Here is a 14,870-nt window from a genome sequence, read left to right on the forward strand (position 1 = left end):
CGCGGCGGCCACCACTGCGCTGCTGGCCGCCGCACCGCTCGGCTGCGCCGGCGACGGCCCGAGGACCCCACCCCCGGCCACCGCCGCGCCACCCGCACCCCAGGAGCTCTGCACCCGCCTGATCACCCACTGGGCGGGCGTGATCCTCGACGCCGGAGACGGCAAGGACGCCGTCCACCTCGACTACCAGTCCATGGGCCTGTCCGGCGGCCAGAACGACATCCTGCGCGCCGTCCTCGCCGACGCCCGCGCCGAGCGGGACGCCAGGGGCCCGGCCGCCGCCCGCGAACTCACCGCCCGCGAGGCGGAACGCCGCTGCGCCGAGCGCTACCGCTCCGGCGCCCCGACCGGCGGGCCCTGGCAGTGAGCGGAGGCATCGGCCCGATCGAGCCGGGTGAGGGCACGGAGGCGAAGGAGGGCCCGCGCCCCGCTCCCCGTACGCCCCCGGCCGTCCGCAGGGCCCGCGAGGCCTACGAGGGCCACCGGCGGGCCGTCCTGGCCCTCGGGGCCCTGACCTGCGTGTCCGCCGTGATCGCCGGAGGCGCCGCGCTGTACGCGGCCCGGCCGCGCCCCGCCCCGTACACCCCGCCCGCACCCTCTCAGGTGTTCTCCCTCGCCTACCTCGGTCCGGCCGGGCAGGCCCCCTCCGGCACGGCCTTCGTGTTCACCGTCCGTGTGCGCGCCGCCTCCGGTCCGGCCATCACGCTGGAGCGGCTGACGCAGCCTTCGCGGGCCCTGACGGTGGAGGTCCAGCCACTACTTCCGGCCACGCTCGCCCCGGGGGAGGCTCGTGACCTCGCGGTACGGATTCGGGTCACAGACTGCGTGCATGTGGCACGGAATTCCGGACTTCCATTCCTCGAAGTAACCCTAAGTAATGGGTTTGAAAAAGAGGACCACAGCTACATCCCCGGTGACCGTTATGCGAAGGATCTCTCCAGCGCCCTGACCAGGGCCTGTCCCGAAGATCGAGACACAGGCGCCCCTCCCTCGTCATGACCAAAAGGGCCCAGAGTCCTGGCGTGACAGTACTCAAACCAGCCAACGGTCCTCACCCGTCTCACCATACGGACAAGACGAACCGGCCGGATTTCCCCCTTTCCACCCGCAGAGATCCGCTATGTATTACGCCGTGGCATAACAAGAGAGTCACATCATTGGCCTCAGCCCTCCATAACGGCCCAAGACCCGCTTAGAGTCACGGCCAGTCACCGCGACCAGCCGGATTCCTTTCAGTTCGGTACCCGCGTTCGACACGGTGCGTCCCACGGGGGACGCAGTGCCAGGAAAGGACTGATCGTGCGTCAGCGTTCTCTCATAGCCGTGACCGCCGCGCTCGCCGCGGGCGCCCTCACCCTCACCGCCTGCGGATCGCGCGGAGAAAAGACCAACGACGCCGCCAGTGGCGACACCACGGTCGTCATCGGCGTCGACGCCCCGCTGACCGGCGACCTCTCCGCCCTCGGCCTCGGCATCAAGAACTCCGCCGACCTCGCCGCCAAGCAGGCCAACGAGAAGAAGTACGTCAAGGGCGTCACCTTCAAGATCCAGGCCCTCGACGACCAGGCCCAGGCCTCCTCCGGCCAGCAGAACGCCACCAAGCTCGTCGCCGACAAGGACGTCCTCGGTGTCGTCGGCCCCCTGAACTCCTCCGTCTCGGAGTCCATGCAGAAGGTCTTCGACGACGCCAAGCTCGCCCAGATCTCCCCGGCCAACACCAGCCCGTCCCTCTCCCAGGGACCGAAGTGGGCCACCGGCGAGAAGGTCCGCACCTACAAGAGCTACTTCCGCACCGCCACCACGGACGCCATCCAGGGCCCGTTCGCGGCGCAGTACCTCTTCAACAAGGCGGGCAAGAAGAAGGTCTTCCTGATCGACGACAAGAAGACCTACGGCGCCGGCCTCGCCGGCACCTTCAAGGGCGAGTTCACCAAGCTCGGCGGCCAGGTCGTCGGCGAAGGCCACATCGACCCGGAGAGCAAGGACTTCTCCGCGATCGTGACCGAGGTCAAGAGCTCCGGCGCCGACGTCGTCTACTACGGCGGCGAGTACCCCGCGGCCGGCCCGCTCAGCAAGCAGATCAAGGCCTCCGGCACCAAGATCCCGCTCGTCGGCGGTGACGGCATCTACGACAAGAAGTACGTCGAGCTCGCCGGCGCCGAGTCCGCGGGCGACCTCGCCACCTCGGTCGGCGCCCCGGTCGAGAGCCTGCCGTCCGCCAAGGACTTCGTCGCCAACTACACCAAGGCCGGATACAAGGAGCCCTTCGCCGCCTACGGCGGTTACTCCTACGACTCCGCCTGGGCGATCATCGAGGCCGTCAAGGCCACCGTCGACGCCAACAACGGCAAGCTCCCCGACGACGCCCGCGCCAAGGTCCTCGCCGCCGTCCAGGGCGTCTCCTTCGACGGCGTGACCGGCAAGGTCTCCTTCGACGAGTTCGGTGACGCCACCAACAAGCAGCTCACCGTCTACAAGGTCGAGGGCACCGAGTGGAAGTCCGTCGAGTCCGGCACCCTCGGCTGACCTCCACCGACCACCCGACTGACCCGTAGCCGGTAGTCCGCTCGAACGGCCGGCCACGGGAGCACCACCAACCTGCCGCGCGGGGCGCGCACAAAAGCGCCCCGCGCGGAGTCACATCCGTCGAAAGACTCGGAGGACCTGCGGTGCACGAACTGCCGCAACAGCTGGTCAACGGCCTGCTACTGGGATCCATGTACGGGCTCGTCGCCATCGGCTACACGATGGTCTATGGCATCGTCCAGCTCATCAACTTCGCGCATGGCGAGATCTTCATGACCGGCGGATTCGGAGCGCTCACCGTCTGGCTGATGCTCCCCGGGGGCACCACCATGTGGATCGCCCTCCCGCTCATGATCATCGGCGCGATCATCGTCGCCACCCTCATCGCCGTCGGTGCCGAACGCTTCGCCTACCGACCCCTGCGCAACGCTCCCAGGCTCGCCCCGCTCATCACCGCCATCGGCCTCTCCATCGCCCTCCAGCAGGCGGTATGGGCCTGGTACCCCGGAGCCGAATCCTCCCTGATCTTCCCCGAGATCCCCGGCGGACCCTTCCACCTCGGCAGCGTCACCATCCAGACCGGCGACGTCTTCCTCCTGATCGCAGCCCCCATATCCATGGCCTTCCTCGGCTTCTTCGTCAAGAAGACCCGCACCGGCCGCGGCATGCAGGCAACCGCCCAGGACCCCGACACCGCCAAGCTCATGGGCATCAACACCGACCGCATCATCACCACCGCGTTCGCGCTCGGAGCCGTCTTCGCCGCCATCGGAGCCGTCGCCTACGGCCTCAAGTACGGCGAAGTCCAGTTCAAGATGGGCTTCCTCCTCGGCCTCAAGGCCTTCACCGCAGCCGTCCTCGGCGGCATCGGCAACATCTACGGCGCCATGGTCGGCGGCCTCGTCCTCGGCCTCGCCGAAACCCTGACCACCGTCTACGTAGCCGACATCCCCGGCTTCGAACAGCTCGGCGGCCAGTCCTGGGGTAACACCTGGGCGTTCGTACTTCTCATCCTCGTGCTCCTCTTCCGGCCTCAAGGCCTGCTGGGCCAGCGCGTGGCGGACAGGGTGTGACCTCCATGACGATCATCACCGCGGACACCGCGACCACCGTGAAGACCACCGCTCCGGCCAAGGGACTCATCCCCCTCCCCGAAAAGACGGCCCGCGCCCTCGCCACCGCCGGAGGCGCCCTCACCGCCGCCTCGGCATTCCTCGCCTGGACCTGGAGCACCGACTTCCCCGGGGACCTCACCTACTACGGCTCCCCCGCCGGCCTCCAGTGGCTCGTCCTCATCGGCGGCGCCCTCACAGCCCTCTTCGGCCTCGCCTCCTACGGCACCAAGGGCCTGCGCTGGCTCACCCCCGCCGGCGCCGACGCAGCGATCAAACTCGCCGCCCTCGCCGCGTTCGCCACCACCTGGTACACCGTCGTCTCGATCGTCCTCGAACTCGGACTCCTCGTAGACCTCGAACCCGGAGCCGGCATCGCCGCCCTGGTCAGCCTCCTCGCCGTCATCGCCGCCTTCGGACTCCCCTTCGAGCGCCCCACGCTCGAAGGCCCCGACCCCGACGACACCGGCTTCGAAAAGTTCAAGCACGAAGCCGGCAACCGCTGGACGACCTTCAAGGCCGCCTTCGCCTCCGGCCCCCTCAAGCCCGCCCGCACCCTCCCGGCCTGGGCCGAGATCCTCCTGATCGCCGCCGTCCTCGGCCTCGCGCTCACCGTCTTCACCTACGGCATCACCACCCCGTACCAGGAACTCTTCGTCGGCTTCCTGATCACCGCCGGATTCGGTGCCGCAGCACTCAACAAAGCAGGCCTCTTCGCCCGCGTCACCGCCCTCACCACCCGCCACCGCAACGTCGCCCTCGTCGGCGCCTTCGCCGCCGCGGCCGCCTTCCCCCTCACCCAGACCGACGACCAGTACGCGAACCTCGGCGTCAACATCCTGATCTTCGCCACCGTCGCACTCGGCCTGAACATCGTCGTCGGCCTCACCGGCCTCCTCGACCTCGGCTACGTCGCCTTCCTCGGCGTCGGCGCCTACACCGCGGCCCTCGTCTCCGGCTCCCCCAACTCCCCCTTCGGCGTGCACTTCCCCTTCTGGGCCGCACTCCTCATCGGCGCCGCAGCCTCCATGGTCTTCGGCGTCCTCATCGGAGCACCCACCCTGCGCCTGCGCGGCGACTACCTCGCCATCGTGACGCTCGGCTTCGGTGAGATCTTCCGCATCTCCATGAACAACCTCGACGGCACCTCCGGCCCCGACATCACCAACGGGCCCAACGGCATCGCCGGCATCCCGAACGTCAACCTCTTCGGATTCGACTTCGGCGCCACACACACCATCGCCGGATTCACCATCGGCCGCTTCGCCAACTACTTCCTGCTGATGCTGCTGATCACCCTCATCGTGATCCTCGTCTTCCGCCGCAGCGCGGAATCCCGCATCGGCCGCGCCTGGGTCGCCATCCGCGAGGACGAAACCGCCGCCGAAGCCATGGGCATCAACGGCTTCCGCGTCAAACTCATCGCCTTCGCCCTCGGCGCCACCCTCGCCGGCCTCGCAGGAGCCGTCCAGGCACACGTCAGCTACACGGTCACCCCCGACCAGTACACCTTCGCCAACGCCGTGCCCCCGAACTCCGCGTTCCTGCTCGCCGCGGTCGTCCTCGGCGGCATGGGCACCATCTCCGGACCCCTCGTCGGCGGATCACTGCTCTTCCTGATCCCCAACAAGCTCCAGTTCCTCGGCGAATACCAGCTCCTCGTCTTCGGCTTCGCCCTCATCGTCCTGATGCGCCTGCGCCCCGAAGGCATCATCCCCAACCGGCGCAACCAGCTCGAACTCCACGAGGACATGGAAGCGCCCACGGTCCTCGGCAAGGCAGGGGTCTGAACCCATGACGACCACCACCACCGACACGCCCCCCGCCACCACGGCGGAGACCGTCCTCGACGCACGCGGCGTCACGATGCGCTTCGGCGGCCTCACCGCCGTCAAGAACGTCGACCTCACCGTGCGCAGCGGCGAGATCGTCGGCCTCATCGGCCCCAACGGCGCCGGCAAGACCACCTTCTTCAACTGCCTGACCGGCCTCTACATCCCCACCGAGGGTGAAGTCCGGTACAAGGACAAGGTCCTGCCCCCCAAGTCGTACAAGGTCACCGCCGCCGGCGTCGCCCGTACCTTCCAGAACATCCGTCTCTTCAACAACATGACGGTCCTGGAAAACGTCCTCGTCGGACGCCACACCCGCACCAAGGTCGGCCTCTGGGCCTCCCTCCTGCGCCTCCCCAGCTTCGGCCGGGAAGAAGCGGCGAGCCGCGAGAAGGCCATGGAACTCCTCGAGTTCATCGGCCTCGCCCACAAGGCCGAACACCTCGCCCGCAACCTCCCCTACGGTGAGCAGCGCAAGCTCGAAATCGCCCGCGCACTGGCCAGCGACCCCGGCCTCATCCTCCTGGACGAGCCCACCGCCGGCATGAACCCGCAGGAGACCCGGGCAACCGAAGAACTCATCTTCGCCATCCGGGACCAGGGCATCGCCGTCCTCGTCATCGAGCACGACATGCGCTTCATCTTCAACCTCTGCGACCGCGTCGCCTGCCTCGTCCAGGGCGAAAAGCTCATCGAAGGCACCGCCGCCGAGGTCCAGGGCGACGAGCGCGTCATCGCCGCCTACCTCGGCGAACCCTTCGAAGGCGCCCCCGGCGCCGAAGAACTCGCAGGGGTGGAAGCCGCCGAAGCACAGAGCGAGGCCGCGCACGACGAGGCGACGGACAGCACGACCAGCACGGACGGAGAAGACCGGTGACCGCACTCCTGGAGGTCGAGGACCTCCGCGTCGCCTACGGCAAGATCGAAGCCGTCAAGGGCATCTCGTTCAGCGTCGACGCCGGCCAGATCGTCACCCTCATCGGCACCAACGGCGCCGGCAAGACGACGACCCTGCGCACCCTGTCGGGCCTGATCAAACCGCGCGGCGGCCAGATCAAGTTCCAGGGCAAGTCCCTCAAGAAGATCCCCGCGCACGACATCGTCGCGCTCGGACTCGCCCACTCCCCCGAGGGGCGGCACATCTTCCCGCGCATGACCATCGAGGACAACCTCCTCCTGGGCGCCTTCCTCCGCAAGGACAAGGACGGCATCCAGAAGGACGTCCAGCGCGCCTACGACCTCTTCCCGATCCTGGGCGAGCGCCGCAAGCAGGCCGCGGGCACCCTCTCGGGCGGCGAGCAGCAGATGCTCGCCATGGGCCGCGCGCTCATGTCCCGGCCGAAGCTGCTCATGCTCGACGAGCCCTCCATGGGCCTCTCGCCGATCATGATGCAGAAGATCATGGCGACCATCGCCGAGCTCAAGTCACAGGGCACCACCATCCTGCTGGTCGAGCAGAACGCCCAGGCGGCGCTCTCCCTGGCCGACCGGGGCCACGTGATGGAAATCGGCAAGGTCGTCCTGTCGGGCCCGGGCCGCGAGCTCCTGGTCAACGAGGACGTCCGCAAGGCGTACCTCGGCGAGGACTGAGCCCCACCCCTGCCGTACGAGTGAGGCCCGCCTCCGGATCCTGGATCCGGAGGCGGGCCTCACTCTTTGCGTACCGGGGCTGCTACTCGCCCTTGCCCGCGGCGGCCTTCTTCTCCTCGGCGTCCTCGATGACGGCCTCGGCGACCTGCTGCATGGACATCCGGCGGTCCATGGAGGTCTTCTGGATCCACCGGAAGGCGGCCGGCTCGGAGAGCCCGTACTGCGTCTGCAGGATGCTCTTCGCGCGGTCCACGAGCTTGCGCGTCTCCAGACGGAGGGAAAGGTCGGCGACCTCCTTCTCCAGCGCGCGGAGCTCGGCGAAGCGCGACACGGCCATCTCGATGGCGGGGACGACGTCGCTCTTGCTGAAGGGCTTCACGAGGTACGCCATGGCACCGGCGTCCCGAGCCCGCTCGACCAGGTCGCGCTGCGAGAACGCGGTGAGCATCAGCACGGGGGCGATGGACTCTTCCGCGATCTTCTCGGCGGCGGAGATCCCGTCCAGGACGGGCATCTTCACGTCCAGGATCACCAGGTCGGGACGGTGCTCCCGGGCCAGCTCGACGGCGGTCTGCCCGTCTCCGGCCTCACCGACGACGGCGTAGCCCTCCTCTTCGAGCATCTCCTTGAGGTCGAGACGGATGAGCGCCTCGTCCTCGGCGATGACGACGCGCGTCGTCAGCGGCGGAACGTGCGACTGGTCGGCGTCGGGCGTGGGCGTCGACTCGTGCTCGGCGGTCACGGGGGCTCCTCTTTGCGGGGCATATCAAGCTCCCCCGAGCCTACCTAGCTACGGTATGGTGGTGGCACGCAGGGTTCCCGTAAACCTTCGTTTCTTAGGCCCCAGTACTCCAACTGGTCAGAGAGGCCGCTCTCAAACAGCGGACAGTGTGGGTTCGAATCCCACCTGGGGCACCTTTCCTTGATTTCCAAGGTCACGCCCGATTACTCCCTCCGCCTCTTTCGAGGGAATCCGCCGGAAACTGCACGCCGGGGCCGGGAGTTTTGCTCACTGTCGGCCATATGTACGATCTGGCAACTCGGCAGCACGCGCTAGCCCTCCTCAGTGACGGGCGAAGCCTCAATTCAGTCAGCAAGCAAACGGGGATATCCCGGGCGGCCATCCGCGCCTGGCAGGTTCGCCTCGAACCACTCCCCCGCATGAACCAGACACCATGCGCGGGCCCGCCCGACCCAGCCGCATACGCATACCTCCTCGGTCTCTATCTCGGCGACGGGTGCATCAGCGCTCACCCCCGAGGCGGGCACCACCTCCGCATCGCCTGCGCAGACGCATGGCCCGGCCTCATCGAACTGTGCCGCGCAGCCATACGGGCGGTCCGCCCGTCCGACAAGGTCTACGTCCTGCAGCGCCAAGGTTGCGTTGCCGTCACCAGCTACGGACGGCACTGGACTTGCCTGTTCCCGCAGCACGCTCCTGGCAAGAAGCACGAGCGGCGCATCGTCCTTGAAGACTGGCAACAGGTCATCATCGACGCCCACCCGTGGGAGTTCGTCCGGGGGCTGATCCACTCCGACGGGTGTCGCGTCACCAACTGGACCGTCCGCAACGGCAAGCGCTACGAGTACCCCCGGTACTTCTTCACCAACAAGTCCGACGACATCCGGAAGCTCTGCACGGACACTCTCGCCAAGGTCGGCATTCAGTGGACGATCCTCGCGCGCGGCAGTGACCCCCTCAACGTCTCCATCGCCCGAAAGGCGTCCGTCGCGCTCATGGACGAGCACATCGGGCCGAAGTACTAGCCCGGCAGGTCGCCGCTGCCGCCCAGGTTGGCGACCAGCCGGCGCAGGCCGTCGATCATCGCGGCGTAGGCGGCATCATCCAGACCCTCCCGCATCCGCGCGTGCACCTTCGCGTTGCGGTCGCGCGCCCGTACGCGGCCGGCCTCGCCCTGCTCCGTGAGGGTCAGGGTGCCGCCCGCCTCCGTGAGCCAGCCCCGCGCCGCGAGGTCGTCGTAGACCGCGTCGAAGTCGGTGTCCTGGTCGTCGTACGGGGTGAGCTTCTCCGTGAGGGCCGCGCGCTTCCAGTGGGCCGGGGAGCCGGCCACGTGGTTGAGGGTCCACCAGTGGGGCTGGGTGAGGTTCTCCTCGGCCAGCGCGGCCCTGAGGCCGCCGATCACGAGGTTGCCGGCCTCGCGGGCCCAGTAACCGATGGGCTGGGCCGCGAGCTGGTCCTGCGAGTACTCCTTGATCGTCATATCTGGAGCGTATGACCTCAAGTGAGCTTGAGGTCAAGGCGACTTGACCCCGAATCCTCAGCCGCGGCCCGCCAGGCCGTGCAGGACCGTCGTCACGTGGGCTTCCGCGTCGGCCGGGTCGAGGGGGGCGTGGGCGACGAGGAGGCGGTACCAGAAGGGGCCGAAGACCAGGTCGGTGGCGTGGTCGAGGTCCGTGCCTGCGGGGAGTTCCTCGCGCGTTACCGCCCGAGTCAAGAGAGTGGCAACGACATCGCGGCGGGTGGCGACCCAGGCGCGGAAGGGTTCGGCGAAGGCGGGGTCGAGCTGGGCTTCGGCCATGAGGCCGGTGAGGGCTTTGGCGCGGACGGGGTCGCCGCCGATGCGGTAGAGGTCGGTGACGAAGGCGGTGAGGTCGCCGGTGAGGGTGCCGGTGTCGGGTTCGGGGACGCGGGCGGCGGTTTCGTGGGCGTAGGCGTCCATGACGAGGGCGGGCTTGGATTTCCACCAGCGGTAGACGGTGCTCTTGGCGACGTTGGCGCGCTTGGCGACGCCTTCGATGGTGAGGGCGCCGTAGCCGTTCTCGACGAGGAGTGCGGCGGTGGCTTCGAGGACGGAGTGGTGGGCGTCTTCGTTGCGGAGGCGTCCGCCGGTGCGGGGCGGGTTGCTCGAAGGAGTGATTGACACGGCTTCACGATAGCCCTAGCGTTTTATCGAAACGCGGCGTAGCGTTTCGATTGAAGGATCGACCGAGGGATACGGGGGGCGGAGCCATGGGCAAGATCGTGATCGCGCACGGGTACGGGATGAGCGCCGGGGAGCACTGGTACACGGCGACGGGTGAGGAGTTCGCCGCAGAGGGGCATGAGGTGCGGATCCCGAACTTCCCCGAGCCGTTCGCTCCGGAGGCCGGCGTGTGGCTGAAGGAGCTGGCGGCGGCGACGGAGGGTGCGCCGGCCGGCGAGACCGTGTTGGTGGGTCACAGTCTGGGTGGGGTGAATGTGCTGCGGCTGTTGCAGGGGCACGACACGGAGGCCGAGGGGGCGTTCGCGGGGGTGGTGTTCGTGGCGTCGATGTCGGGCGAGGTGGGGTATGACGCGTTGGCGCCGTTCTTCTCGCCGGAGTTCGACTGGCAGCGGATCCGGAAGGCTGCGCGGGAGTTTCGTGTGCTGCATGCGGCGGATGACCCGGTGACCGGGGAGGCGACGGGTGAGCACGTGGTGCGGTTCGTGCGGGAGTTGGGTGCTGAGGCGCGGGTGACCGCGTCGGGCGGGCACTTCCCGAGTGCGGGTGGGAGCCGGTTGGTGTTGCCCGACGCGGTGCGTCTTATACGTGAGGTGCTGTAGCCGCTTGCGGGCGGTGTCAGCGGACTGCGTCGCCGATGTGGTGGATGCGGACGAGGTTGGTGGATCCGCTGACGCCGGGGGGTGAGCCGGCGGTGATGACGACGACGTCGCCGGGTACGCAGCGGCCGATGCGCAGGAGTTCTTCTTCGACTTGGTCGACCATGGCGTCGGTGGAGTCGACGTGGGGGCCGAGGAAGGTTTCGACGCCCCAGGTGAGGTTGAGCTGGGAGCGGGTGGCGGGGTCGGGGGTGAAGGCGAGGAGGGGGATGGGTGAGCGGTAGCGGGAGAGTCGGCGGACGGTGTCTCCGCTCTGGGTGAAGGCGACGAGGAATTTCGCGCCGAGGAAGTCGCCCATTTCGGCGGCGGCGCGGGCGACTGCTCCGCCTTGGGTGCGGGGCTTGTTGCGTTCGGTGAGTGGGGGGAGGCCCTTGGCGAGGATGTCTTCTTCGGCGGCTTCGACGATGCGGGCCATGGTGCGGACGGTTTCGATGGCGTATTTGCCGACGCTGGTTTCGCCGGAGAGCATGACGGCGTCGGTGCCGTCGATGACGGCGTTGGCGACGTCGGAGGCTTCGGCGCGGGTGGGTCGGGAGTTGTCGATCATCGAGTCGAGCATCTGGGTGGCGACGATAACGGGCTTGGCGTTGCGCTTGGCGAGCTTGACGGCTCGCTTCTGGACGATGGGGACTTGTTCCAGGGGCATTTCGACGCCGAGGTCTCCGCGGGCGACCATGATGCCGTCGAAGGCGGCGACGATGTCGTCGATGTTTTCGACGGCTTGGGGTTTTTCGACCTTGGCGATGACGGGGAGGCGTCGGCCTTCTTCGTCCATGATGCGGTGGACGTCTTCGATGTCGCTTCCGCTGCGGACGAAGGAGAGGGCGATGATGTCGGCGCCGATGCGCAGGGCCCAGCGGAGGTCTTCGATGTCTTTTTCGGAGAGGGCGGGTACGGAGACTGCGACGCCGGGGAGGTTGAGTCCCTTGTTGTCGGAGACCATGCCGCCTTCGATGACGCGGGTGTGGACGCGGGGGCCGTCGACGGCGGTGACTTCGAGGGTGACGCGGCCGTCGTCTACGAGGATGCGTTCGCCGGTGGTGACGTCGGCGGCGAGGCCTTTGTAGGTGGTGCCGCAGGTGTGGCGGTCGCCTTCGTGGTCGTCGACGGTGATGGTGAATTCGTCGCCGCGTTCAAGGAGTACGGGGCCTTCGCGGAAGCGGCCGAGGCGGATCTTCGGGCCTTGAAGGTCCGCGAGGATGCCGACGCTGCGGCCGGTTTCGTCGGCAGCCTTGCGGACGCGCTGGTAGCGGTCCTCGTGTTCGGCGTAGGTGCCGTGGCTGAGGTTGAAGCGGGCGATGTCCATTCCGGCTTCGACCAGGGCTTTGATCTGGTCGTATGAGTCGGTGGCGGGGCCCAGGGTACATACGATTTTCGCTCGGCGCATGAGGCGAGCGTATGCCCCTACCAGGGAGTAGGAAATTGGTTCCGAGTGTCCACTCAACAACCTTTGAGCAAAAGCTTGTTGACAATTGTTGAATGTGCATGGGGGTGCTCTGATGAGCACCCCCGGGGCGCCGTTTGTTCGGGTTTTCAGAGCCGTGGAGGGGTCATGGTGAAGCGTGCGTTCACCTGTGCGTAGACGGTCTGGCGTTGGGGTTCGAGGTCGAGGGCGGGGGGACCTGCTTCTTCGGCGGCGCTGAAGGCCATGGTGTGCATGCGGGCGCCGGCGGGCTGGAAGGGGGTGGGGGCGTTCTCGGCTCCGAGGTCGGCGAGTTCGACGAGGGCGGCGAGTTCGGCTCCGAGGGCGGCGGCGTATTCGCGGGCGCGCTGGACGGCTTCGAGTACGGCTTGGCGGCGGGCTTCGCCGTGGGCGGGTGAGGTGGGGCGCAGGGCCCACCAGGGTCCGTCGACTTGGGTGAGTTCGAGGTCGGCGAGGCGGGTGGTGAGTTCGCCGAGGGTGGTGAAGTCGTTGAGTTCGGCGGTGAGGTGGACGCGTCCGTGGTAGGCGCGGATGCGTTCGCCGCGGCCGTGGCGGGTGAGTTCGGGGGTGATGGAGAAGGCGCCGGTTTCGAGTTTTTCGACGGGGTCGCCGTAGCTTTTGACGAGGTCGAGGACGGTGTTGTTGCGGCGGGTGAGGTCTTCGAGGGCGGTGCGTCGGTCGGTGCCGCGGGCGCTGACGGTGATGCCGATGCGGGCGATCTCGGGGTCGACTTCGAGGGTGGCTTCGCCGCGGACTGCGACGCGGGGGACTTCGGGGGTTCCGTAGGGCTGGTGCGATGCGTCCTGGGTCATGGATTCACTCTCGCACTGCTGCTCGTACAGGGGTGGTCATCGGATCGAAACCTGGTGGGGGTGTTGCGGCTTGTTACTGCTGGGTCAGAATCTACGCGCGTTGCCTATCTGTGCACGCACCTCACAAGGGGAGATGGCATGGCGTTCGACCGTAGGACATTTCTGGGTACTTCGGCTGCGACGGGTGCGGCTGTGGCGTTGGCGGGGGCCACGAGCACCCCGGCCGCGGCGGCCGACGCGGTGGCCGGCGGCGCTTCGGCCGCGGGGGCGAGGACGTACGCGTTCACGGTGATGGGGACGACGGACCTGCACGGGAACGTCTTCAACTGGGACTACTTCACGGACAAGGAGTTCGACGACAAGGCGCACAACGACGTCGGTCTGGCGAAGATCTCCACGCTGGTGAACCAGGTGCGGGCGGAGAAGGGGCGGCGCAACACGCTGCTGATCGATGCCGGGGACACCATTCAGGGGACGCAGCTTTCGTACTACTACGCGAAGGTTGATCCGATCACGGCGCGGCGGGGTCCGGTTCATCCGATGGCGCAGGCGATGAACGCGATCGGTTATGACGCGGCGGCGCTGGGGAACCACGAGTTCAATTACGGCATTCCGGTGCTGCGGAAGTTCGAGGAGCAGTGCGCGTTCCCGTTGCTGGGGGCGAACGCGCTGGATGCGAAGACGCTGCGGCCGGCGTTCCCGCCGTACAGCATGCACCGGCTGCGTACTCCGCACGGGCGGGACGTGAAGGTGGCGGTGCTGGGTCTGACGAATCCGGGTATCGCGATCTGGGACAAGGCGAACGTGCAGGGGAAGATGACGTTCCCGGGTCTTGAGGAGCAGGCCGCGAAGTACGTGCCGCGGCTGCGGTCGCTGGGTGCGGATGTGGTGATCGTGTCGGCGCATTCGGGTTCGAGTGGCACGTCGAGTTACGGGGACCAGTTGCCGCACATCGAGAACGCGGCGGGTCTGGTGGCGGAGCAGGTGCCGGGGATCGACGCGATCCTGGTGGGGCACGCGCATACGGAGATTCCTGAGTACCGGGTGCGGAACAAGGTGACGGGCAAGGACGTGGTGTTGTCCGAGCCGCTGAAGTGGGGGCAGCGGCTGACGCTGTTCGACTTCGAGCTGACGTGGGCGAAGGGCTGCTGGTCGGTGTCGAAGGTGTCGGCCCGGGTGTTGAATTCGAACACGGTGGCGGAGGACCCGGAGATCGTAGGGCTGCTGTCGGACGAGCACCGCAAGGTCGTGGCGTATGTGAACCAGGTGATCGGTACCTCGACGCAGGCGATGTCCTCGGTGGACGGTCCGGTCAAGGACGTGGCGATCATCGATCTGATCAACCACGTGCAGGCGGAGACGGTGAAGGGTGCGCTCGCGGGTACGGAGTGGGCTGCGCTGCCGGTGCTGTCGCAGGCTTCGTGCTTCTCGCGGACGGCGGCGATTCCGGCCGGGCAGGTGACGATCAGGGATGCGGCGGGTCTGTATCCGTTCGAGAACACGCTGGAGGCGCGGCTGCTGACGGGTGCGCAGGTCAAGGAGTACCTGGAGTATTCGGCGAAGTACTACGTGCGGACGGCTCCCGGTGATGTGGTGGATCCGGCGAAGCTGACGAACGCGGAGGGGACGCCGGACTACAACTACGACGCCGTGTACGGGTTGACGTACGACATAGACGTTTCGGAGCCGGTGGGTTCGCGGATCTCGGGGCTGTCGTTCCAGGGGAAGCCGGTGGATCCGGCGGCGCAGTTCGTGCTGGCGGTGAACAACTACCGGGCTTCGGGTGGCGGGAACTTCCCGCACGTGCCGCAGTCGAAGCAGTTGTGGGCGAACTCGGATGAAATACGCAACACGATCATCCAGTGGGTGAAGGCGAAGGGGACGGTGGACCCGGCGCAGTTCGCGTCCGTGGACTGGCGGCTGACCCGAGCCGGGGTACCGGTGTTCTAACCGATGGTGCTCTAAACGTTTCTC

15 protein-coding genes and 1 tRNA gene are annotated in these 14,870 nt (G+C 67.6%); 11 read left to right on the forward strand and 5 right to left on the reverse strand.

Features of this window, described 5'->3' with window-relative positions; all coding sequences use genetic code 11:
* The 7 genes from ABZY57_RS11855 to ABZY57_RS11885 all read left to right on the forward strand — a co-directional run.
* The coding region (locus tag ABZY57_RS11855) for a hypothetical protein (RefSeq protein ID WP_356510751.1) at nucleotides 1–367 on the forward strand (367 nt) is incomplete at its 5' end.
* Nucleotides 364–999 carry a Tat pathway signal sequence domain protein gene (locus ABZY57_RS11860; protein WP_356510753.1) on the forward strand — a complete coding sequence of 212 codons (636 nt, stop codon included), beginning with the start codon at nucleotides 364–366 and terminating at the stop codon, nucleotides 997–999. The genes ABZY57_RS11855 and ABZY57_RS11860, both read left to right, overlap by 4 nt.
* A 300-nt stretch (nucleotides 1,000–1,299) precedes the next feature.
* Nucleotides 1,300–2,526, forward strand: a complete 1,227-nt coding sequence (locus tag ABZY57_RS11865; protein WP_356510755.1) for a branched-chain amino acid ABC transporter substrate-binding protein — start codon at nucleotides 1,300–1,302, stop codon at nucleotides 2,524–2,526.
* Nucleotides 2,527–2,669: 143 nt separating this feature from the next.
* Nucleotides 2,670–3,599, forward strand: a complete 930-nt coding sequence (locus ABZY57_RS11870; protein ID WP_356510757.1) for a branched-chain amino acid ABC transporter permease — start codon at nucleotides 2,670–2,672, stop codon at nucleotides 3,597–3,599.
* A 5-nt stretch (nucleotides 3,600–3,604) separates the two neighbouring features.
* Nucleotides 3,605–5,428 (forward strand): branched-chain amino acid ABC transporter permease, encoded by a 1,824-nt coding sequence (locus tag ABZY57_RS11875; RefSeq protein ID WP_356510759.1) that lies wholly within the window; start codon nucleotides 3,605–3,607, stop codon nucleotides 5,426–5,428.
* Between the two features lie 4 nt (nucleotides 5,429–5,432).
* A complete protein-coding gene (locus ABZY57_RS11880; RefSeq protein ID WP_356510761.1) occupies nucleotides 5,433–6,347 on the forward strand; it encodes an ABC transporter ATP-binding protein in 915 nt (304 codons plus the stop codon).
* Complete coding sequence (locus ABZY57_RS11885; RefSeq protein ID WP_243338252.1) at nucleotides 6,344–7,060, forward strand: ABC transporter ATP-binding protein; 717 nt, start codon at nucleotides 6,344–6,346, stop codon at nucleotides 7,058–7,060. Before ABZY57_RS11880 ends, ABZY57_RS11885 begins: the two co-directional genes overlap by 4 nt.
* Nucleotides 7,061–7,142: 82 nt before the next feature.
* On the opposite strand, the gene ABZY57_RS11890 is transcribed toward ABZY57_RS11885, so the two are convergent.
* Nucleotides 7,143–7,802 (reverse strand): response regulator, encoded by a 660-nt coding sequence (locus tag ABZY57_RS11890; RefSeq protein ID WP_250744985.1) that lies wholly within the window; start codon nucleotides 7,800–7,802, stop codon nucleotides 7,143–7,145.
* Between the two features lie 98 nt (nucleotides 7,803–7,900).
* Here ABZY57_RS11890 and ABZY57_RS11895 point away from each other — a divergent pair.
* Nucleotides 7,901–7,975 (forward strand) — tRNA-Leu (locus ABZY57_RS11895).
* A 108-nt stretch (nucleotides 7,976–8,083) separates the two neighbouring features.
* Nucleotides 8,084–8,827, forward strand: a complete 744-nt coding sequence (locus ABZY57_RS11900) for a transcriptional regulator (protein ID WP_356510764.1) — start codon at nucleotides 8,084–8,086, stop codon at nucleotides 8,825–8,827.
* Here ABZY57_RS11900 and ABZY57_RS11905 read toward each other — a convergent pair.
* Nucleotides 8,824–9,282 (reverse strand): MarR family transcriptional regulator, encoded by a 459-nt coding sequence (locus ABZY57_RS11905; protein ID WP_356510766.1) that lies wholly within the window; start codon nucleotides 9,280–9,282, stop codon nucleotides 8,824–8,826. The genes ABZY57_RS11900 and ABZY57_RS11905 overlap by 4 nt on opposite strands.
* A 57-nt stretch (nucleotides 9,283–9,339) precedes the next feature.
* Complete coding sequence (locus ABZY57_RS11910) at nucleotides 9,340–9,945, reverse strand: TetR/AcrR family transcriptional regulator (protein WP_356510768.1); 606 nt, start codon at nucleotides 9,943–9,945, stop codon at nucleotides 9,340–9,342.
* Between the two features lie 86 nt (nucleotides 9,946–10,031).
* Here ABZY57_RS11910 and ABZY57_RS11915 point away from each other — a divergent pair, with 86 nt between their 5' ends.
* Nucleotides 10,032–10,604 (forward strand): alpha/beta fold hydrolase, encoded by a 573-nt coding sequence (locus ABZY57_RS11915; protein ID WP_356510770.1) that lies wholly within the window; start codon nucleotides 10,032–10,034, stop codon nucleotides 10,602–10,604.
* A 16-nt stretch (nucleotides 10,605–10,620) separates the two neighbouring features.
* Here the strand turns inward: ABZY57_RS11915 and pyk are convergent, their stop codons facing one another.
* Nucleotides 10,621–12,048 carry a pyruvate kinase gene (gene pyk, locus ABZY57_RS11920; RefSeq protein WP_356510772.1) on the reverse strand — a complete coding sequence of 476 codons (1,428 nt, stop codon included), beginning with the start codon at nucleotides 12,046–12,048 and terminating at the stop codon, nucleotides 10,621–10,623.
* A gap of 146 nt (nucleotides 12,049–12,194) precedes the next feature.
* Nucleotides 12,195–12,896 (reverse strand): SIMPL domain-containing protein, encoded by a 702-nt coding sequence (locus ABZY57_RS11925; RefSeq protein ID WP_356510774.1) that lies wholly within the window; start codon nucleotides 12,894–12,896, stop codon nucleotides 12,195–12,197.
* A 138-nt stretch (nucleotides 12,897–13,034) separates the two neighbouring features.
* On the opposite strand from ABZY57_RS11925, the gene ABZY57_RS11930 reads away from it, so the two are divergent.
* Complete coding sequence (locus ABZY57_RS11930) at nucleotides 13,035–14,846, forward strand: 5'-nucleotidase C-terminal domain-containing protein (protein ID WP_356510776.1); 1,812 nt, start codon at nucleotides 13,035–13,037, stop codon at nucleotides 14,844–14,846.
* Nucleotides 14,847–14,870 lie beyond the last annotated feature (24 nt).

Origin of the sequence: Streptomyces sp. NPDC006450 (assembly GCF_040612195.1) — a bacterium.
Classification (GTDB): Bacteria; Actinomycetota; Actinomycetes; order Streptomycetales; family Streptomycetaceae; genus Streptomyces.